The organism is Streptomyces sp. NPDC001544 (assembly GCF_042894285.1).
GTDB lineage: Bacteria > Actinomycetota > Actinomycetes > Streptomycetales > Streptomycetaceae > Streptomyces.
In genome coordinates, this window is record NZ_JBIAVN010000001.1 from 933,783 (window position 1) to 952,921 (window position 19,139).

At 70.5% G+C, this 19,139-nt stretch carries 17 protein-coding genes; 14 read left to right on the plus strand and 3 right to left on the minus strand.

All coding sequences use genetic code 11. The features are described from left to right. Positions 1 to 32 precede the first annotated feature (32 nt). From ftsW to ACFY0F_RS04305, 9 genes are all read left to right on the plus strand, one after another. The gene (gene ftsW, locus ACFY0F_RS04265) at positions 33 to 1,388 is read left to right on the plus strand and encodes a putative lipid II flippase FtsW (RefSeq protein ID WP_388788582.1); all 1,356 of its coding nucleotides are present in this window, start codon (positions 33 to 35) and stop codon (positions 1,386 to 1,388) included. A gap of 6 nt (positions 1,389 to 1,394) precedes the next feature. Continuing rightward, the gene (murG, locus tag ACFY0F_RS04270) at positions 1,395 to 2,483 is read left to right on the plus strand and encodes an undecaprenyldiphospho-muramoylpentapeptide beta-N-acetylglucosaminyltransferase (RefSeq protein ID WP_388788584.1); all 1,089 of its coding nucleotides are present in this window, start codon (positions 1,395 to 1,397) and stop codon (positions 2,481 to 2,483) included. Positions 2,484 to 2,509: 26 nt separating this feature from the next. Continuing rightward, positions 2,510 to 3,313: a cell division protein FtsQ/DivIB gene (locus ACFY0F_RS04275; RefSeq protein ID WP_388788587.1), complete on the plus strand. Its 804-nt coding sequence runs from the start codon at positions 2,510 to 2,512 to the stop codon at positions 3,311 to 3,313. A gap of 285 nt (positions 3,314 to 3,598) precedes the next feature. Continuing rightward, positions 3,599 to 4,810 carry a cell division protein FtsZ gene (gene ftsZ / locus ACFY0F_RS04280; RefSeq protein WP_388788590.1) on the plus strand — a complete coding sequence of 404 codons (1,212 nt, stop codon included), beginning with the start codon at positions 3,599 to 3,601 and terminating at the stop codon, positions 4,808 to 4,810. A 10-nt stretch (positions 4,811 to 4,820) separates the two neighbouring features. Then, entirely contained in the window at positions 4,821 to 5,549 is a 729-nt protein-coding gene (gene pgeF, locus ACFY0F_RS04285) for a peptidoglycan editing factor PgeF (protein WP_388788593.1), read from the plus strand. Positions 5,550 to 5,555: 6 nt separating this feature from the next. Continuing rightward, a complete protein-coding gene (locus ACFY0F_RS04290; protein WP_388788596.1) occupies positions 5,556 to 6,275 on the plus strand; it encodes a YggS family pyridoxal phosphate-dependent enzyme in 720 nt (239 codons plus the stop codon). Positions 6,276 to 6,404: 129 nt separating this feature from the next. After that, complete coding sequence (locus tag ACFY0F_RS04295) at positions 6,405 to 7,037, plus strand: cell division protein SepF (protein WP_388788598.1); 633 nt, start codon at positions 6,405 to 6,407, stop codon at positions 7,035 to 7,037. Between the two features lie 50 nt (positions 7,038 to 7,087). Continuing rightward, complete coding sequence (locus tag ACFY0F_RS04300; RefSeq protein ID WP_388788601.1) at positions 7,088 to 7,378, plus strand: YggT family protein; 291 nt, start codon at positions 7,088 to 7,090, stop codon at positions 7,376 to 7,378. 51 nt (positions 7,379 to 7,429) lie between these two features. Further along, positions 7,430 to 8,599 (plus strand): DivIVA domain-containing protein, encoded by a 1,170-nt coding sequence (locus ACFY0F_RS04305; protein WP_388788604.1) that lies wholly within the window; start codon positions 7,430 to 7,432, stop codon positions 8,597 to 8,599. A 170-nt stretch (positions 8,600 to 8,769) separates the two neighbouring features. Here the strand turns inward: ACFY0F_RS04305 and ileS are convergent, their stop codons facing one another. After that, positions 8,770 to 11,913 (minus strand): isoleucine--tRNA ligase, encoded by a 3,144-nt coding sequence (gene ileS / locus ACFY0F_RS04310; protein ID WP_388788607.1) that lies wholly within the window; start codon positions 11,911 to 11,913, stop codon positions 8,770 to 8,772. Positions 11,914 to 12,523: 610 nt separating this feature from the next. Here ileS and ACFY0F_RS04315 point away from each other — a divergent pair. From ACFY0F_RS04315 to ACFY0F_RS04330, 4 genes are all read left to right on the plus strand, one after another. Continuing rightward, a complete protein-coding gene (locus ACFY0F_RS04315) occupies positions 12,524 to 13,546 on the plus strand; it encodes a TraR/DksA C4-type zinc finger protein (protein ID WP_388788610.1) in 1,023 nt (340 codons plus the stop codon). Between the two features lie 70 nt (positions 13,547 to 13,616). Then, the gene (lspA, locus tag ACFY0F_RS04320) at positions 13,617 to 14,201 is read left to right on the plus strand and encodes a signal peptidase II (protein WP_388788613.1); all 585 of its coding nucleotides are present in this window, start codon (positions 13,617 to 13,619) and stop codon (positions 14,199 to 14,201) included. Between the two features lie 70 nt (positions 14,202 to 14,271). Beyond that, the gene (locus ACFY0F_RS04325; RefSeq protein WP_388788616.1) at positions 14,272 to 15,216 is read left to right on the plus strand and encodes an RluA family pseudouridine synthase; all 945 of its coding nucleotides are present in this window, start codon (positions 14,272 to 14,274) and stop codon (positions 15,214 to 15,216) included. A gap of 62 nt (positions 15,217 to 15,278) precedes the next feature. Continuing rightward, positions 15,279 to 16,865, plus strand: a complete 1,587-nt coding sequence (locus tag ACFY0F_RS04330) for a Na+/H+ antiporter (RefSeq protein ID WP_388788619.1) — start codon at positions 15,279 to 15,281, stop codon at positions 16,863 to 16,865. Between the two features lie 58 nt (positions 16,866 to 16,923). Here the strand turns inward: ACFY0F_RS04330 and ACFY0F_RS04335 are convergent, their stop codons facing one another. Beyond that, the gene (locus tag ACFY0F_RS04335) at positions 16,924 to 18,033 is read right to left on the minus strand and encodes a mechanosensitive ion channel family protein (protein WP_388788622.1); all 1,110 of its coding nucleotides are present in this window, start codon (positions 18,031 to 18,033) and stop codon (positions 16,924 to 16,926) included. Positions 18,034 to 18,150: 117 nt separating this feature from the next. Between ACFY0F_RS04335 and ACFY0F_RS04340 the strand changes: the two genes are divergently transcribed. Continuing rightward, complete coding sequence (locus tag ACFY0F_RS04340) at positions 18,151 to 18,729, plus strand: dienelactone hydrolase family protein (protein ID WP_388788625.1); 579 nt, start codon at positions 18,151 to 18,153, stop codon at positions 18,727 to 18,729. 32 nt (positions 18,730 to 18,761) lie between these two features. On the opposite strand, the gene ACFY0F_RS04345 is transcribed toward ACFY0F_RS04340, so the two are convergent. Continuing rightward, the gene (locus tag ACFY0F_RS04345; RefSeq protein WP_388788627.1) at positions 18,762 to 19,112 is read right to left on the minus strand and encodes a hypothetical protein; all 351 of its coding nucleotides are present in this window, start codon (positions 19,110 to 19,112) and stop codon (positions 18,762 to 18,764) included. Positions 19,113 to 19,139: the final 27 nt, after the last annotated feature.

Genomic DNA, 19,139 nt, shown 5'->3' on the forward strand with positions numbered 1-19,139 from the left:
CGGATGTGGCTGAAGGTCGGGAGGATCCGGTGATGTCCGGTAGCCGTACGGGCCGGCCTCCGGTTCAGCGAGCCGTCAGGCGGCCCGCGGCCCCCCGGCCGCCCCGCGACAATCCCGTACGACGGTTCGTCACGCGCGCGCGGAGGGCCTGGGACCGGCCGCTGACCGCCTATTACCTGATCCTGGGCGGCAGTGTGCTGATCACCGTGCTGGGCCTGGTGATGGTCTACTCGGCCTCGCAGATCACCGCCCTGCAGCTGTCGCTGCCGGGGTCCTACTTCTTCCGCAAGCAGTTCCTGGCCGCGGCCATCGGCGGTGTGCTGATGTTCGCCGCCTCCCGGATGCCGGTGAAGCTGCACCGGGCGCTGGCCTACCCGATCCTCGCGGGCGCCGTCTTCCTGATGGCCCTCGTACAGGTCCCCGGGATAGGGATGGCGGTCAACGGCAACCAGAACTGGATCTCGCTCGGCGGCTCCTTCCAGATCCAGCCCAGCGAGTTCGGCAAGCTGGCGCTGGTGCTCTGGGGCGCCGACCTGATGGCGCGCAAGCACGACCGGAAACTGCTGACCCAGTGGAAGCACATGCTGGTGCCGCTCGTGCCGGTCTCCTTCCTGCTGCTCGGGCTGATCATGCTCGGCGGCGACATGGGCACCGCGATCATCCTCACGGCGATCCTGTTCGGGCTGCTGTGGCTGGCGGGGGCGCCGACCCGGCTGTTCGTCGGCGTGCTGTCGGTCGCCGGCGCGATCGGCGTGCTCCTGATCAAGACCAGCCCCAACCGCATGGCCCGGCTGGCCTGCATCGGGGCCACCGAGCCCCGCTCGGGGGTGGCCGACTGCTGGCAGGCCGTGCACGGGATCTACGCCCTGGCCTCCGGCGGGCTCTTCGGCTCCGGACTGGGCGCGAGTGTGGAGAAATGGGGGCAACTCCCCGAAGCCCACACCGACTTCATCTTCGCCGTCACCGGTGAGGAACTGGGCCTGGCGGGGACGCTGTCGGTGCTCGCGCTCTTCGCGGCTCTAGGCTATGCGGGTATCCGCGTGGCCGGACGCACGGAGGACCCCTTCGTGAGGTACGCCGCGGGAGGCGTGACCACCTGGATCACCGCCCAGGCGGTGATCAACATCGGTGCGGTGCTCGGTCTGCTGCCGATCGCCGGCGTCCCCCTCCCGCTGTTCTCCTACGGAGGGTCGGCCCTGCTGCCGACCATGTTCGCCATCGGGCTGCTGATCGCCTTCGCGCGCGACGAGCCCGCTGCGCGGGCGGCGCTTGCGATGCGGCAACCTCGCTTTGGTAGAAAGCGGGGGGCCGGAGGTCCTCGGGGGCCCCGGAGATGGAACACGATGCGACGGCGTGCCTCGGCGGCGCGCTCGTCCGGAGAGCGGTGAATTTCGGTGCATGTCGTACTCGCCGGTGGGGGGACCGCCGGCCACATCGAGCCCGCGCTCGCCCTCGCGGACGCCCTGCGCAGGCAGGACCCGACCGTGGGGATCACGGCCCTTGGCACGGAGCGCGGCCTGGAGACCCGGCTCGTCCCGGAGCGCGGCTACGAACTCGCGCTGATCCCGGCGGTGCCGCTGCCCCGTAAACCCACGCCCGAGCTGATCACCGTACCGGGACGGCTGCGCGGCACGATCAAGGCCGCCGAGCAGGTCCTGGAGCGCACCAAGGCGGACGCCGTGGTCGGCTTCGGCGGCTACGTCGCCCTGCCCGGCTACCTCGCCGCCAAGCGTCTCGGCGTGCCCATCGTGATCCACGAGGCGAACGCCCGCCCCGGCCTGGCCAACAAGATCGGCTCCCGCTACGCCGCCCGGGTCGCCGTCTCCACGCCCGACAGCAAGCTGCGCGACGCCCGCTACATCGGCATCCCGTTGCGCCGCTCCATCGCCACCCTGGACCGCGCCGCCGTCCGCCCCGAGGCCCGCGCGCGCTTCGGTCTCGACCCGAACCTGCCCACGCTGCTCGTCTCCGGCGGCTCGCAGGGTGCGCGCCGCCTCAACGAGGTGGTCCAGCAGGTCGCCCCCTGGCTGCAGCAGGCCGGCATCCAGATCCTGCACGCGGTCGGCCCGAAGAACGAACTGCCGCAGGTGCACCAGATGCCGGGAATGCCGCCCTACATCCCGGTAAGTTACCTGGACCGGATGGATCTCGCGTACGCCGCGGCCGACATGATGCTCTGCCGTGCGGGTGCGATGACCGTCGCCGAACTCTCCGCCGTCGGACTTCCGGCCGCCTACGTCCCGCTGCCCATCGGCAACGGCGAACAGCGGCTGAACGCCCAACCGGTGGTCAAGGCCGGCGGCGGCCTTCTGGTCGACGACGCGGAACTCACGCCCGAGTGGGTGCAGCAGAACGTCCTGCCCGTGCTCGCCGACCCGCACCGGCTGTACGAGATGTCCCGCGCCGCCAGCGAGTTCGGCCGCCGGGACGCCGACGACCTGCTCGTCGGCATGGTGTACGAGGCGATCGCCTCGCGCCGATAGGACGATATGCACGGAGGGCAGTGAGTGTGGCCGGACCGACGACCGCCGAGCGCGGTGATCGCCAGCAGGAGTCGTCCGGCCCGCCGCCCGGAAGGCGGTTGGGAAAGCTCCGCCTTCCCCGCCTTCGTGGGATCGTCGTACTGGCTGCCGCGCTCGTGCTCCTCGTCGCCGGAGTGGTCTGGACGCTGTACGGCTCCAAGTGGCTCCGGGTGGACCACGTCTCGGTCCAGGGAACCGTGGTCCTGACGCCCGAACAGGTCCGCCAGGCCGCCCGGGTGCCGGTCGGCGAACCGCTGATCTCCGTCGACACCGATGCCATCGCCGCGGCGCTGCGCCGGAAACTGCCCCGGATCGACGAGGTCGAGGTCGTCCGTTCCTGGCCGCACGGAATCGGGCTGAAAGTAACCGAGCGTGTTCCGGTGCTCCTCATCGGGAAGGGTGGGCGGTTCGTCGAAGTGGACAAGGAAGGTGTCCGTTTCGCCACTGTTTCGCAGGCGCCGAAAGGCGTTGCCGCCCTGAAACTGGACCCGCCCCGGTCCGGTTCGGCCACCGCGAGCCTGCGCCGCTTCGGCGAGGACCGTCTGGTCCGGGAGGCGGTGGACGTGGCAGGTGACATTCCGGCCAACGTCGCGCGGGAGACACGGGTCGTCAAGGTGCGTTCCTACGACGACATCTCGCTGGAGCTGAGCGGCGGGCGCACGGTCGAGTGGGGCAGCGACGAGAACGGCGGCGCCAAGGCCCGCACGCTCAACGCTCTCATGAAAGCCGCTCCCCGCGCTGGGCACTTCGACGTCAGCGTCCCCACCGCCCCCGCGTCATCGGGGAGTTGACGCACATCCGCGCAGGCCAGCACCCTGGTTGGGCACCGCTATGCCTGATCACATAGGGTGAAAAGAAAAACGGGAGGTTCGGCGTGTTCGTTGAACGTGCGCCACTTGTCGACTTAGTGTCCTGTTCAGAAGACTTCAAGGAACAGACACACTGGTAACCCTAAACTTCAGGGTTAGGGTTCGGGTCGGCGTTCAGGACCGTCCCATTCGGCATCCGTCGTCGGATCGCGAAGCGCACGCTTCGGTGGCCCGGCGACACGTAACTCGAGGCGAGAGGCCTTCGACGTGGCAGCACCGCAGAACTACCTCGCAGTCATCAAAGTCATCGGTGTCGGCGGCGGTGGTGTCAATGCCATCAACCGGATGATCGAGGTCGGTCTCAAGGGCGTCGAGTTCATCGCCATCAACACCGACGCGCAGGCGCTGTTGATGAGCGACGCCGACGTCAAACTCGACGTCGGCCGCGAACTCACCCGCGGACTCGGCGCCGGAGCCAACCCGGCCGTCGGCCGCAAGGCCGCCGAGGACCACCGCGAGGAGATCGAGGAGGTCCTCAAGGGGGCCGACATGGTCTTCGTGACGGCCGGTGAAGGCGGCGGCACCGGTACCGGCGGCGCGCCCGTCGTGGCCAACATCGCGCGCTCCCTGGGTGCCCTCACCATCGGTGTGGTCACCCGTCCCTTCACCTTCGAGGGGCGGCGCCGCGCCAACCAGGCCGAGGACGGCATCGCCGAACTCCGCGAAGAGGTCGACACCCTCATCGTCATCCCCAACGACCGGCTGCTGTCCATCTCGGACCGCCAGGTCAGCGTGCTCGACGCGTTCAAGTCCGCGGACCAGGTGCTGCTGTCCGGTGTACAGGGCATCACCGACCTCATCACCACCCCCGGCCTGATCAACCTCGACTTCGCCGACGTCAAGTCGGTCATGTCCGAGGCCGGTTCGGCCCTCATGGGCATCGGCTCGGCCCGCGGCGACGACCGCGCGGTGGCCGCCGCCGAGATGGCGATCTCCTCGCCGCTGCTGGAGGCCTCCATCGACGGCGCCCGGGGTGTCCTGCTCTCCATCTCCGGCGGCTCCGACCTCGGCCTGTTCGAGATCAACGAGGCCGCCCAGCTGGTCAGCGAGGCGGCCCACCCCGAGGCCAACATCATCTTCGGCGCGGTGATCGACGACGCGCTCGGCGACGAGGTCCGGGTCACGGTGATCGCGGCCGGCTTCGACGGGGGCCAGCCCCCGGCCCGCCGGGACAACGTCATCGGCTCCACGTCGTCGTCGTCCACCGCCCGCCGGGACGAGCCGGCCCCGGCGCGGCAGCCCGAGAGCCGCCCGTCCTTCGGTTCGCTCGGCAGCGTCACGCCCAAGGAGGAGCCGGAGCCCGCGGCCGTTCCCGAGCCGGTGGCCGAGATCCCGACCGCCCCGCCGGTCCCGCCGGCCCCGCGGACGTACTCGGACAGCGCCGCCGAGGAGCTGGACGTACCGGACTTCCTCAAGTGACGCTTCTGCCGTGATAGGACAGCACGAGATCGTGAGCGGCGCGCACTTCGCCTTCACCGACCGGTGGGGCGGGGTGAGCGCCGTTCCGTACGCGGAACTCAACCTCGGCGGTGCGGTCGGCGACGACCCCGACGCCGTACGGACCAACCGCGAGCTGGCGGCGAAGTCCTTCGGTCTGGACCCGGCGCACGTGGTCTGGATGAACCAGGTGCACGGGGCGGACGTGGCCGTGGTTGAGGAGCCCTGGGGCGACGGCCCGGTGCCGGAGGTCGACGCGATCGTCACCTCGCGGCCGGGACTCGCCCTCGCGGTGCTCACCGCCGACTGCACACCGGTGCTGCTCGCCGACCCGGTCGCCCGGGTCGCCGCCGCCGCCCACGCCGGACGGCCCGGCATGGTCGCCGGGGTGGTTCCCGCCGCCGTACGCGCCATGGTCGAACTCGGTGCCGAGCCGGGCCGGATCGTCGCCCGCACCGGACCCGCGGTCTGCGGCCGGTGCTACGAGGTGCCGGAGGCGATGCGCGCCGAGGTGGCCGCGATCGAGCCGGCGGCGCACGCGGAGACGAGTTGGGGCACGCCGGCGGTCGACGTGAGCGCCGGAGTGCACGCGCAGCTCGAGCGCCTCGGGGTGTGCGACCGGGAGCAGTCGCCGGTGTGCACGCTGGAATCGGGCGACCACTTCTCGTACCGCCGGGACCGCGCCACCGGGCGGCTCGCCGGCTATGTGTGGCTGGACTGATGGGGCATGCCGGACCGTAAGGATGAACTCGCCGGAAACCTGGCGAAGGTGGAGGAACGCATCACCGCGGCCTGCGTGGCCGCCGGGCGCAAGCGGGAAGAGGTGACCCTGATCGTGGTCACCAAGACCTATCCGGCGAGCGACGTGCGGCTCCTGTCCGGGCTCGGTGTGCGCCACGTCGCCGAGAACCGCGACCAGGACGCGGCCCCCAAGGCCGCCGCCTGCTCGGATCTGCCCCTTTCCTGGCACTTCGTCGGTCAGTTGCAGACCAACAAGGTGCGCTCCGTGGTGGGTTACGCCGATGTCGTTCAGTCCGTGGACCGTCCCAAGCTCGTCACGGCCCTGTCGAGGGAGGCCGTCCGGGCCGGGCGCGAGGTGGGGTGCCTGATCCAGGTCGCGCTCGACGCGGGAGAGGGCGGGCGGGGCGAACGCGGTGGCGTGGCGCCCGGCGGCATCGAGGAGTTGGCCGGCCTGGTCGCCGGCGCCCCGGGACTGCGGCTCGACGGGCTCATGACCGTCGCGCCGCTCACCGGGGAGTACGCCGGGCGCCAACGGGCCGCTTTCGAGCGGTTGATGGATTTGTCGACCGACCTGCGCCGAGCCCATCCTGCTGCGAACATGGTGTCCGCAGGGATGAGTGCGGACCTCGAGGACGCCGTGGCGGCCGGAGCGACACATGTACGCATCGGCACCGCGGTACTCGGAGTCCGCCCCAGGCTCGGGTAACGTCGCCAAGAAGTCGGACCACAGCAGAAAATATGGTCAATGTCGCCGGAAGGCGGGCAGAACGACCTCGTGGATCGCAGGCACTTGGCAGTCGTCAGCCGATCCACCACAGAGCGGAGGACTCAGAGCATGGCCGGCGCGATGCGCAAGATGGCGGTCTACCTCGGCCTCGTGGAGGACGATGGGTACGACGGCCGCGGTTTCGACCCCGACGACGACTTCGAGCCCGAACTGGACCCGGAGCCGGAGCGGGACCACCGACGGCATGAGCCGTCACACCAGTCGCATCAGTCCCAAAGGGATGAATCGGTACGAGTCGTGCAGCCTCCCGCGCAGCGCGACCCGGTTTCCCATGCCGCTTCGCTCCCCGCGGAATCGAGCCGCCCGGCGCGGATCGCGCCCGTGGCGTCCATCACACAAGAACGTCAATCCCTGGAGAAGAACGCACCGGTGATCATGCCCAAGGTCGTGTCCGAGCGAGAGCCTTACCGGATCACCACGCTTCACCCCCGGACCTACAACGAGGCCCGTACCATCGGGGAACACTTCCGTGAGGGCACCCCGGTGATCATGAATCTGACTGAGATGGATGACACAGACGCGAAGCGACTTGTCGACTTTGCGGCCGGTTTGGTGTTTGGTCTTCACGGCAGCATCGAGCGGGTGACGCAGAAGGTGTTCCTGTTGTCTCCTGCTAACGTCGATGTCACGGCGGAGGACAAGGCCCGCATCGCAGAGGGCGGGTTCTTCAACCAGAGCTGAGAAGTACCAACGGAACGAAGCACGGAGCAGGGGAGAGGGAAGCACAGACCATGAGCGTGTTCGCGCAGGTGATCTACATCGCGCTGATGGTGTTCCTCATCGTGCTCATCTTCCGGCTGGTCATGGACTACGTCTTCCAGTTCGCCCGCTCGTGGCAACCCGGCAAGGCGATGGTGGTCGTACTGGAGGCCACCTACACTGTCACCGATCCACCGTTGAAGCTTCTGCGGCGGTTCATTCCGCCGCTGCGTCTCGGGGGCGTGGCGCTCGACCTGTCCTTCTTCGTACTGATGATCATCGTCTACGTCCTCATCAACATCGTGGGAAACCTGGTGGGGTGAACGTGGACGAAAGGTCTTGCCGACTGCCGATGACTACGTTGAGGTGAAGAGATGCCGTTGACCCCCGAGGACGTGCGGAACAAGCAGTTCACGACCGTCCGCCTCCGAGAAGGCTATGACGAGGACGAGGTCGATGCCTTCCTCGACGAGGTCGAAGCCGAACTGACCCGTCTGCTCCGCGAGAACGAGGACCTGCGGGCCAAGCTGGCCGCGGCCACGCGCGCGGCTGCGCAGAACCAGCAGAACATGCGCAAGCCCCCGGAGCAGGACCAGCAGCAGGGCGGAATGCAGCAGGGCGGTATGCCCCAGGGCGGGATGCAGCAGGGCGGCATGCCGCAGCAGGGCATGCGAGGGCCCGGCGCTCCGGTGCCCGCCGGGATATCGGGCCCGCCGCAGCAGCAGATGGGTGGCCCCATGGGTGGCCCGCCCCAGCTGCCGAGCGGTGCCCCGCAGCTGCCCGCCGGCCCCGGCGGTCAGGGCGGTCCGCAGGGTCCCGGCCCCATGGGCCAGGGTCCGATGGGCCAGGGCCCGATGGGTGGTCAGCCCCCCATGCAGCAGCAGATGGGCGGTCCGATGGGCGGCCCCATGGGCGGTCCGATGGGCGGCCCCGGTCAGGGCCCCGGTGGCGACAGCGCCGCCCGAGTCCTCTCGCTGGCCCAGCAGACCGCCGACCAGGCGATCGCCGAGGCCCGCTCCGAGGCCAACAAGATCGTCGGCGAGGCCCGCAGCCGTGCCGAGGGTCTTGAGCGTGACGCCCGCGCCAAGGCCGACGCGCTCGAGCGGGACGCGCAGGAGAAGCACCGCGTCGCCATGGGCTCCCTGGAGTCCGCGCGCGCCACGCTGGAGCGCAAGGTCGAGGACCTGCGTGGCTTCGAGCGCGAGTACCGCACGCGCCTGAAGTCGTACCTCGAGTCCCAGCTGCGTCAGCTGGAGACCCAGGCCGACGACTCCCTGGCGCCGCCGCGCACCCCGGCCACGGCCTCCCTCCCGCCGTCCCCGGCGCCCTCCATGGCACCGGCCGGCGCGAGCGCCCCGTCCTACGGCGGCAACCAGCCCATGGGCGGTGCGCCGAGCCCCGCTGCCCCGTCCTACGGCGGCCAGCAGCAGATGACCCCGGCGATGACCCAGCCGATGGCGCCGGTCCGTCCGCAGGGGCCGTCGCCGATGGGCCAGGCTCCCTCGCCGATGCGCGGGTTCCTGATCGATGAGGACGACAACTGACGGCCGGCACGGTCAGTAGTACGCCGTAGGCGTCGGCAGCGTTCAGGGCGGGACCCCGGACTACGGTCCGGGGTCCCGCCCTTTTTACGCGTGTTGACGCCGATGGGTTCTTCATACCGAAGGCCCGGCCCCACCGGGGACCGGGCCTTCGGTATGTCCGTCGGCAGGGCCTAGGCCTTGCGCAGGCGGAACGTCAGGCTCAGGCCTTCGTCGGTGAAGGGTTCGCCGTAGCTGTCGTCCGCCTCCCCCTGGGCGAAGTCGGTCGCGAGGACCTCCTCGGCGATGAGTCCGGCGTGCTCGGTGAGCGCCGCGATGACCGCCGGGTCCGTGGACGTCCAGCGCAGCGCGATGCGGTCGGCCACGTCCAGGCCACTGTTCTTGCGGGCCTCCTGGATCAGCCGGATGGCGTCACGGGCCAGGCCCGCCTGCCGCAGTTCCTCGGTGATCTCCAGGTCGAGGGCGACCGTGGCACCGGAGTCGGACGCCACCGACCAGCCCTCGCGCGGGGTCTCGGTGATGATCACCTCGTCGGGGGCGAGGCCGACCGTCTCACCCTCGACCTCCACCGACGCCGTGCCCTCGCGCAGCGCCAGGGACAGCGCGGCGGCGTCGGCCGCGGCGATCGCCTTCGCCACGTCCTGGACGCGCTTTCCGAACCGCTTGCCCAGCGCCCGGAAGTTGGCCTTCGCCGTCGTGTCGACCAGCGAGCCGCCGACCTCGCTCAGCGACGCCAGCGCCTCGACGTTCAGCTCCTCGGTGATCTGCGCGTGCAGTTCGGTGTCGAGGGTGTCGAAGCCCGCCGCGGCCACCAGCGCACGCTTCAGCGGCTGGCGCGTCTTCACGCCCGACTCCGCGCGCGTGGCGCGGCCCAGCTCCACCAGGCGGCGGACCAGGACCATCTGCCTCGACAGCTCCGGGTCGATCGCCGACAGGTCCGCCTCGGGCCAGGAGGCCAGGTGGACGGACTCCGGGGCGCCGGGGGTGACCGGCACGACCAGGTCCTGCCAGACCCGCTCGGTGATGAACGGGGTTAGCGGGGCCATCAGCTTGGTGACCGTCTCCACGACCTCGTGCAGGGTGCGCAGCGCCGCCTTGTCGCCCTGCCAGAAGCGGCGCCGGGAACGGCGGACGTACCAGTTGGACAGGTCGTCGACGAAGGCCGACAGCAGCTTGCCGGCGCGCTGCGTGTCGTAGGCTTCCAGGGACTGGGTGACCTGGTCGGTCAGCGCGTGCAGCTCGGACAGCAGCCAGCGGTCCAGCAGCGGGCGGTCGGCCGGGGCCGGGTCGGCCGCGCTGGGGGCCCAGCCGGACGTACGGGCGTACAGGGCCTGGAAGGCGACCGTGTTCCAGTACGTCAGGAGGGTCTTGCGGACGACCTCCTGGATGGTGCCGTGGCCCACCCGGCGGGCCGCCCAGGGGGAGCCGCCGGCGGCCATGAACCAGCGCACCGCGTCGGCGCCGTGCTGGTCCATGAGCGGGATCGGCTGCAGGGTGTTGCCCAGGTGCTTGGACATCTTGCGGCCGTCCTCGGCGAGGATGTGGCCCAGGCAGACGACGTTCTCGTACGACGACCTGTCGAAGACCAGGGTGCCGACGGCCATGAGGGTGTAGAACCACCCGCGGGTCTGGTCGATGGCCTCGGAGATGAACTGGGCCGGGTACCGGCTCTCGAACAGCTCCTTGTTCTTGTAGGGGTAGCCCCACTGGGCGAACGGCATCGAGCCGGAGTCGTACCAGGCGTCGATGACCTCCGGCACGCGCGTGGCCGTCGTCCCGCAGCCCTCGTGCGGGCAGGCGAAGGTGACCTCGTCGATGAACGGGCGGTGCGGGTCCAGCGCCGACTGGTCGGTGCCGGTCAGCTCGGTGAGCTCCGCGCGGGAGCCGACGCAGGTGAGGTGGTTCTCCTCGCAGCGCCAGATCGGCAGGGGGGTGCCCCAGTAGCGGTTGCGGGAGAGCGCCCAGTCGATGTTGTTGTTCAGCCAGTCGCCGAAGCGGCCGTGCTTGACCGTCTCCGGGTGCCAGTTGGTCTTCTCGTTCTCCTGGATCAGGCGGTCCTTGACCGCCGTGGTGCGGATGTACCAGGAGGGCTGCGCGTAGTACAGCAGCGCGGTGTGGCAGCGCCAGCAGTGCGGGTAGCTGTGCTCGTACGCGAGGTGCTTGAAGAGCAGACCGCGCGCCTGGAGGTCCTCGGTGAGCTTTTCGTCCGCCTTCTTGAAGAAGACGCCGCCCACCAGCGGTACGTCCTCCTCGAACGTGCCGTCCGGGCGGACGGGGTTCACGACCGGCAGGCCGTACGCGCGGCAGACCTTGAGGTCGTCCTCACCGAAGGCGGGGGACTGGTGGACGAGGCCCGTGCCGTCCTCGGTGGTGACGTACTCGGCGTTCACCACGTAGTGGGCGGGCTCCGGGAACTCCACCAGCTCGAACGGGCGCCGGTACGTCCAGCGCTCCATCTCGGCGCCGGTGAAGGTCTGGCCGGTGGCCTCCCAGCCCTCGCCGAGCGCCTTGCCGACGAGCGGCTCGGCGACGACGAGCTTCTCCGCGCCGTCGGTCACGACGACGTAACGGACCTCCGGGTGCGCGGCGACCGCGGTGTTGGAGACCAGCGTCCACGGAGTGGTCGTCCACACCAGGAGCGCGGCCTCGCCGGCCAGCGGGCCGGAGGTGAGCGGGAAGCGGACGTACACGGAGGGATCGACGACCGTCTCGTAGCCCTGCGCGAGCTCGTGGTCGGACAGGCCGGTGCCGCAGCGGGGGCACCAGGGGGCGACGCGGTGGTCCTGGACCAGCAGGCCCTTGTTGAAGATCTCCTTCAGCGACCACCAGACCGACTCGACGTACTCCGGGTTCATGGTCCAGTAGGCGTCGTCGAGGTCGACCCAGTAGCCCATGCGGGTCGTGAGCGCTTCGAAGGCGTCGGTGTGCCGGGTCACCGACTCGCGGCACTTGGCGTTGAACGCGGCGATGCCGTACGCCTCGATGTCCTGCTTGCCGGAGAAGCCGAGCTCCTTCTCGACCGCCAGCTCCACCGGGAGGCCGTGGCAGTCCCAGCCGGCCTTGCGGGCCACGTGGTAGCCGCGCATGGTGCGGAAGCGCGGGAAGACGTCCTTGAAGACGCGGGCCTCGATGTGGTGGGCGCCGGGCATGCCGTTCGCGGTGGGCGGGCCCTCGTAGAACACCCACTCCGGGCGGCCTTCGGACTGCTCCAGGCTCTTGGCGAAGATCTTCTGCTCGCGCCAGAAGTCGAGCACCGCGTGTTCGAGCGCGGGCAGGTCGACCTGGGCGGGTACCTGGCGGTACGTCGGCGCTGTCATCAGCGAGCTTCCTCCAACGGATGTGCTGCCTTCCGTCGGAGGGACGAGAGCCGTATGTGTCACGTGCGCCGGGTGCGGCGCGCTCCCGCGGTACCACCCTCCTTGGCCCTCCGTGCGCCGTGCACGCCGGTGAGCCCCCTCATTGAGGTCGCGAAGCCGGTTCTACTGGCCGCGATGGTGCTGCGGCTTTCTTCCGGCGGCTCCGGGGTGATCTTCACGTCGCGCTCGCCCCCGGGCTTCCACCGTCCCCGGGTCGCTCTGGGCTGCGTACGCCGCTACTCGTCCCCATCCACGCTTTTCGCTCCGCCCAGTGTACGGCGCCGCGACGACAGCCGCGGAACGATTTCGGGTGCGGGGAGGAGCACGATGGGGAAGGGATGGTTTGTCCCGAATGTGACCTGAATGGCGAGGTACGCGTGTTCGGATCCCAGGATGCCCGGCTCGGCGGATTACCGGGCGGGGAGCTGGGCACAACGCATGCATGCTTGTCGCGCGCGGGTCGCGGGGCGGGCGGATCGGGCGGCGTGCCCCGTTGCCGCGGGACTCGAGTCGATTTATCGTCCCAGCACGATTCGCGAGCGAAATCACAATATGTGAAGGGGCCGCGGCCATGGTGGCGAAGAAGACCGCGAGGGGCTCCGCCGAAGGGGCCGCAGAGCAGAGCGTGCGCGGGGCGGACGGTACGCAGAAGACCGCGGTGCGCAAGGCCGGGACCGCGGCCACGGAGACGGTGCGCGCGAAGACCCCGGCCAAGAAGACCGTGGCCAGGAAGACGGCGGGCGAGAAGGCGACGGGCGGGAAGGCGGCGGGCGGGAAGACGGCAGGCGAGAAGGCGGCGGCCGCCCCTCCCGGGGCCTCTGCCGGGAAGACCGCCACCAGCAGGCCCGCGGCCAGGAAGACGCCGGCCGCCGGGTCCGGGAAGGCCGCGATGGGGAAGGCTGTCGCACAGAAGGCGGTGACGGGGACCGCCGGCAAGGCACGGCGCGGCAAGGGAACCGGCGCCGGGAGCGGCCGCGCCGGAGCAGTGGGCGGCGAGGGCGAGGCGGCCGCGCGGGCCGCCGGAAGTGACGCGGGCACCGAGGAGGCGGTGGCCGGGAAGAGTTCGGCCAAGAAGGCGGGCGCGGCGCAGGCCGCGAAGCAGACGGGAGCCACGACGGTGGTTGCGAAGAAGACTTCTGGCACGGCCACGGCGGCGAAGACGGCCGTCCCCAAGGCACGCCTCGCCGCGGTGAAGCCCGGCGAGCTCGCGGTACGCCCCGGTGAGGACCCCTGGACCTCGGAGGAGGTCGAGGAGGCACGCGCCGAGCTGCAGTCCGAGGAGGCCCGGCTCAGCGCCGAGATCACCGCCTCGGAGCAGTCCCTGGTGGGGCTCATGCGGGACTCCGGGGACGGTGCCGGCGACGACCAGGCCGACACCGGCACCAAGAACATCACGCGGGAGCACGAGATGGCGCTGGCCGCCAACGCGCGTGAGATGCTCATCCAGACCGAGCGTGCCCTGGAACGGCTCGACGCGGGCACGTACGGTCTGTGCGAGAACTGCGGCAACCCCATCGGCAAGGCCCGTATGCAGGCCTTCCCGAGGGCGACCCTGTGCGTGGAGTGCAAGCAGAAGCAGGAACGCCGGTACTGACCGCTCCCGGCGCCCGCCGGGGGGTGCCGTAGTCTCGTCTGAAGTCAGGTACCTAGGTTGAGGGACTCACGTGGCAGAGGCGGAGCACATCATCGGTACGCCGGACACCCCGGACGCTGCTGGAGCGGCGGACGATGAGACCGCGGCGGCCCCGGCCGAGCGGTCTCGGGGCCGGCGCCGGATCGCGGTGCTGTTCTCGGTGGCCGCCTTCGCGTACGCCCTCGACCTGGTCAGCAAGCTGATCGTGGTCGCGAAGCTGGAGCACCACCCGTCGGTCCAGGTCGTCGGCGACTGGCTCGAGTTCACCGCCATCCGCAACGCGGGCGCGGCCTTCAGCTTCGGCCAGGCCTACACGGTCATCTTCACGGTCATCGCGGCCGCCGTGATCGTGGTGATCATCCGCCTGGCCCGCAAGCTCTACAGCCTGCCCTGGGCGATCGCGCTGGGCCTGCTGCTCGGCGGCGCCCTCGGCAACCTCACCGACCGGATCTTCCGCGCGCCGGGCGTCTTCCAGGGCGAGGTGATCGACTTCATCGCGCCCAAGGGCTTCGCGGTGTTCAACCTGGCCGACTCGGCGATCGTCTGCGGCGGCATCCTGATCGTGCTGCTGTCCTTCCGCGGCCTGGACCCGGACGGCACGGTCCACAAGGACTGACCTCCCGGGACGGTCCGGCCCTCGGGGCTCTCGTACGGGGCTGTCCGACCCGTCCGGCATACTCGACCGGGTGAGCACGCTTCCCGAGATCCGCACCCTGCCCGTACCCGACGGCCTGGAGGGCGAGCGCGTCGACGCCGCCATCTCCCGCATGTTCGGCTTCTCCCGTACCAAGGCGGCGGAACTGGCCGCCGCGGGCAAGGTCCAGGTCGACGGTGCGGTGGTCGGCAAGTCCGAGCGGGTGCACGGCGGCGCCTGGCTCGAGGTCGAGATGCCGCAGGCGCCCGCGCCGGTGCAGGTGGTCGCCGAGCCCGTCGAGGGCATGGAGATCGTGCACGACGACGACGACGTGGTCGTCATCGTCAAGCCCGTGGGCGTGGCCGCGCACCCGTCGCCGGGCTGGACCGGGCCGACCGTCATCGGCGGGCTCGCCGCCGCCGGCTACCGCATCTCCACCTCCGGCGCCGCGGAGCGCCAGGGCATCGTGCACCGCCTGGACGTGGGCACGTCCGGCCTGATGGTGGTCGCCAAGTCCGAGTACGCGTACACGTCGCTCAAGCGCCAGTTCAAGGAGCGCACGGTCGACAAGCGCTACCACACGCTCGTCCAGGGCCACCCCGACCCGACCAGCGGCACCATCGACGCCCCCATCGGCCGTCATCCCCAGCACGACTACAAGTGGGCCGTCACCGCGGACGGCAAGCCCTCCGTGACCCACTACGACCTCATCGAGGCCTTCCGCGCCGCCTCTCTGCTCGATGTGAAGCTGGAGACCGGCCGCACCCACCAGATCCGCGTCCACATGGCCGCCCACCGACACCCGTGCGTCGGCGACCTGACCTACGGCGCCGACCCCACGCTCGCCAAACGGCTCCGCCTGACCCGCCAGTGGCTGCACGCCGTACGCCTCGGCTTCGAACACCCCGGGGACGGCCGGTGGGTGGAGTTCGCGTGCGACTACCCGGAGGATCTGCAGCACGCGCTCGACCAGGTCCGTGAGGAGACCTACGGGTGACCGGCAGGGACATGGCACGCTTGACACCAGCCGTCTGACGTCGATCTCCCGGAGCGTTGGCCGTGGACCAGTTGGCCCTCTTGTTCGTGCTGTTGCTGGGGGCCCTGGTGAGCGTGCCGGTGGGGGACCGGTTCGGCCTGCCGGCTCCGGTGCTGATGACGCTGCTCGGGATCGCCCTCGCGGTGTCGGACTTCGTGCCGAACGTGAACATCCCGCCGGACCTGATCCTGCCCGCGCTGCTGCCGCCGCTGCTGTACGCGGCGGTACGGCGGACGTCCTGGCGGCAGTTCGCCGCCAACCGCCGGCCGATCTTCCTGCTCGCCGTCGCCCTGGTGTTCGTCACCACGGTGTGCGTGGCAGCCGTCGCCTCGGCGATCGTGCCGGGACTGCCGATCGCCGCCGCCGTCGCGCTCGGCGCGCTGGTCGCCCCGCCCGACCCGGTCGCCGCGACCGCCGTCGCCGGCCAGCTCGGGCTGCCGCGTCGGCTGGTGTCGATCCTGGAGGGCGAGGGGCTGTTCAACGACGTCACCGCCATCGTGCTCTACCACGTGGCGATCGCCGCCGTGATCAGCGGGAGCTTCTCGCCGTGGCGGGCCGGACTGGACCTCGTGCTGTCCGCGGTGGTCGCGGTCGCCGTGGGGCTGGCGCTCGGCTGGGGTGCGAACCGGCTGATGGACATCCTGGGGGACGCCACCCTGCAGATCGGGCTGACCCTGCTGGTCCCGTACGCCTCCTACGTGCTGGCGGAGGAACTGCACGGGTCGGGGGTGCTCGCGGTGCTCACCACGGCGCTCTTCCTCGCCGAGTACGCCTCCGACCCGGACGACGTGATGACGCGCCTGGCCGGGCACACTTTCTGGGACATCGTCGACACGCTTGTCACCGGGGTGGCGTTCGGGCTGATCGGCCTGGAGCTGCACAACGCGATCAGGACGGCGTCCGGCCGCTGGGGGGAACTGCTCGGCTGGGCGGCCGCGATCGCGGGCGTGGTGGTCGTCGTGCGCCTGCTGTGGCTGCTGCCGGCGACCTGGCTGACCAAACGGCTGCACGCCAGGCGGGACACCGAGGAGGAGATCCCGGTGGGCTGGCGGGAGACCGTCGTGATGTGGTGGTCCGGGATGCGGGGCGTGGCCTCGGTGGCGCTGGCGCTGGCGGTGCCGCTGACGACCGACGACGGGTCCCCGTTCCCCGACCGGGACGAGATCGTGTTCATCGCCTTCGGGGTGATCATGGCGACGCTGGTGCTGCAGGGGCTGACCCTGCCGTGGCTGGTGAAGCGGCTGCGGGTGCGGGCGGACACGGAGCGCGAGAAGGAGATCGAGAAGGAGCTGGCCGTGCGGGCGGCGAAGGCGGCGAAGCGGCGGCTGAAGGAGATCGAGGCGGTCGAGGAACTGCCCGAGGAACTGTCCGAGCAGATGGCGCGGCGGGCGTTCGACATCGGGCTGCGGATCAGCCCGGACGTGGGGGAGGACGAGCGGCGGGAGGCGCACGAGAAGCGGGTGCGCCGGCTGAAACGGGTGCGCCGCATCCAGGGGGAGATGCTGAGCGCCGCACGGCACGAGGTGCTGGCCGCCCGGAGCGAGCCCGGGGCGGATCCGGAGATCGTGGACCGGGTGCTGCGGCATCTGGACGTGCGCAGCCTGCGATGACGACGGCCCCCTGCCGGGGTTGCCCGGCAGGGGGCCGTGGTGGACGGTGTGAGGCCGGTCAGCCCCGACGTGTCCCCGGTTGCTCGTAGGCGCGGTGGCGGACGCCGTCCTGGGACGGGATGCGTGGCCAGTGGGCGGGCAGCACCGCGTCGGCCGTGTTGACCCGGGGCAGGGCGTACGGGTGCTCCTCGCACAGCCAGTTGATCATTTCCTCGCGGACCGTGACCCGGGCCGTCCAGATGTCGTCGGCGTCCTTCGCGGTCATCAGGGCGCGGACCTGGATCGTGTTGGGCGTCGAGTCGGTGACCACCAGGCCGTGCGCGCGGCCGTCCCAGGCCGGGCACTCACGCAGGATGTCCCGCAGCTTCTCGCGCATCGCCTCGACGGGGGCGCTGTGGTCGAGCTGCCAGTAGACGATGCCGGTCATCTGCGGGGTGCCGCGCGACCAGTTCTCGAACGGGTTCGATGTGAAATACGACACGGGCATGGTGATCCGGCGCTCGTCCCAGGTCTTGACCGTCAGGAAGGTCAGCGTGATCTCCTCGACCGTGCCCCACTCGCCGTTCACGACCACCGTGTCCCCGATCCGCACCATGTCGCCGAAGGCGATCTGCAGCCCGGCGAACATGTTGCTCAGCGTGGACTGCGCGGCGACACCGGCGACGATGCCGAGGATGCCGGCGGAGGCCAGCAGTGAGGCGCCGGCCGCGCGCATCGCCGGGAAGGTCAGCAGCATCGAGGCGGCGGCCACCACGATGACGATCGCCGAGACCACCCGCATGATCAGCTCGACCTGGGTGCGCACCCGGCGCACCCTGGCCACGTCGCGGTGGGCGCGGGCGTACCTGCTGTAGGACGTCTCGACTATCGCCGCCGCGATCCGGATCACCAGCCAGGCGGCGGACCCGATCAGCACCAGGGTCAGGACCCGGCCGATCGCGGTCTGGTGCCGCTGCACCAGCTGCGCCTGGTCGTACGACCCTCTGAGCAGGGCTGCGCACAGCACGAGCTGATAGGGGATGCGCCCGCGGCGCAGCAGTCCCCACAGCGGGGTGTCACTGTCTCGTTCGTCGGCCTTGCGCAGCAGCCGGTCCGTGGCCCAGCCGATGGCCAGGGTCAGGATCAGCGAGCTGCCGATCACGATCAGGGGGCGGAGTACGTTCTCCATGCCTCCGAACGTAACCGGCCGTCGGCGGACATGAACATGTGACTTCGAACGCGTCCTGGGTAGGGCACCGGGCGGTCACGGACCGCCACTGTCGTACCCGGCTGGCACCATGGCCTCATGAACATCATGCTCTTTCACTCGACCTATGGCCTCAGGCCCGCGGTGCGCCGGGCCGCGGACCGGCTGCGTGCCGCGGGGCACGAGGTGTGGACGCCGGACCTCTTCGAGGGGCGCACGTTCGACACGGTCGAGGAGGGCATGGCCTTCAACGAGGAGATCGGCAAGGACGAGTTGCTCAAGCGCGCCGTCCTGGCCGCCGCGCCCTACTCCGACCGCGGGCTCGTGTACGCGGGGTTCTCGCTCGGTGCCTCCATCGCGCAGACCCTCGCGCTCGGCGACGAGAAGGCACGCGGACTGCTGCTCCTGCACGGCACCTCGGACCTGGCGCCGGACACCGCCGTGGACGAGCTGCCGGTGCAGCTGCACGTGGCCGAGCCGGACCCGTTCGAGACGGACGACTGGCTGAGCGCCTGGTATCTGCAGATGGGCAGGGCCGGCGCCGATGTCGAGGTGTACCGGTACGCCGGGGCCGGTCACCTCTACACCGACCCCGATCTGCCGGACTACGACGAGGAGGCCGCCGAGGCCACCTGGCGGGTGGCGCTCGGCTTCCTCGACAGTCTGCGGACCGCCTAGCGTGGACCGCCCAGTCGGCGGCTGCCAGGGGCTCAGCCCGGGAAGCACTCCTTGGGGTTGTGCACCAGCGACTCGAAGTGCCCGGAGTACACCCAGGCCGTCGGCTTGTTGTTCCAGAGCCGGAACCACAGGGCCCCCGAGGGGGTGTGGCGGGTCGAGCACTGGATGCGCAGGGTCTCCTCGAACCGCGCCGTGCGGAACCTCTCCGACGAGGAGGTGGGTTGCGCGTAGATGGGGGCACCGTGGGTGTCCAGCACGGTCAGATTGACGAACTCCGGTGCTGCCGAAACCTCAGTCGCCTGGGCGACGGAGGCGAGGCCGGCGAGCGTCATGGCAGCGGCAATCGTCGCGGTCTTCTTCAAGACACCTTGGGGGGTGGCCATGTGACTCCAATCCTGAACGAACCTGAC

Bases quoted from the DNA above. Each gene is read 5' to 3' on its own strand.
- ftsW (WP_388788582.1), top strand. From the start codon at position 33: ATGTCCGGTAGCCGTACGGGCCGGCCTCCGGTTCAGCGAGCCGTCAGG.
- ACFY0F_RS04290 (WP_388788596.1), top strand. From the start codon at position 5,556: ATGCCGGACCGTAAGGATGAACTCGCCGGAAACCTGGCGAAGGTGGAG.
- ACFY0F_RS04295 (WP_388788598.1), top strand. From the start codon at position 6,405: ATGGCCGGCGCGATGCGCAAGATGGCGGTCTACCTCGGCCTCGTGGAG.
- ACFY0F_RS04300 (WP_388788601.1), top strand. From the start codon at position 7,088: ATGAGCGTGTTCGCGCAGGTGATCTACATCGCGCTGATGGTGTTCCTC.
- ACFY0F_RS04305 (WP_388788604.1), top strand. From the start codon at position 7,430: ATGCCGTTGACCCCCGAGGACGTGCGGAACAAGCAGTTCACGACCGTC.
- ileS (WP_388788607.1), bottom strand. From the start codon at position 11,913: ATGACAGCGCCGACGTACCGCCAGGTACCCGCCCAGGTCGACCTGCCC.
- ACFY0F_RS04315 (WP_388788610.1), top strand. From the start codon at position 12,524: ATGGTGGCGAAGAAGACCGCGAGGGGCTCCGCCGAAGGGGCCGCAGAG.
- ACFY0F_RS04335 (WP_388788622.1), bottom strand. From the start codon at position 18,033: ATGGAGAACGTACTCCGCCCCCTGATCGTGATCGGCAGCTCGCTGATC.
- ACFY0F_RS04340 (WP_388788625.1), top strand. From the start codon at position 18,151: ATGAACATCATGCTCTTTCACTCGACCTATGGCCTCAGGCCCGCGGTG.
- ACFY0F_RS04345 (WP_388788627.1), bottom strand. From the start codon at position 19,112: ATGGCCACCCCCCAAGGTGTCTTGAAGAAGACCGCGACGATTGCCGCT.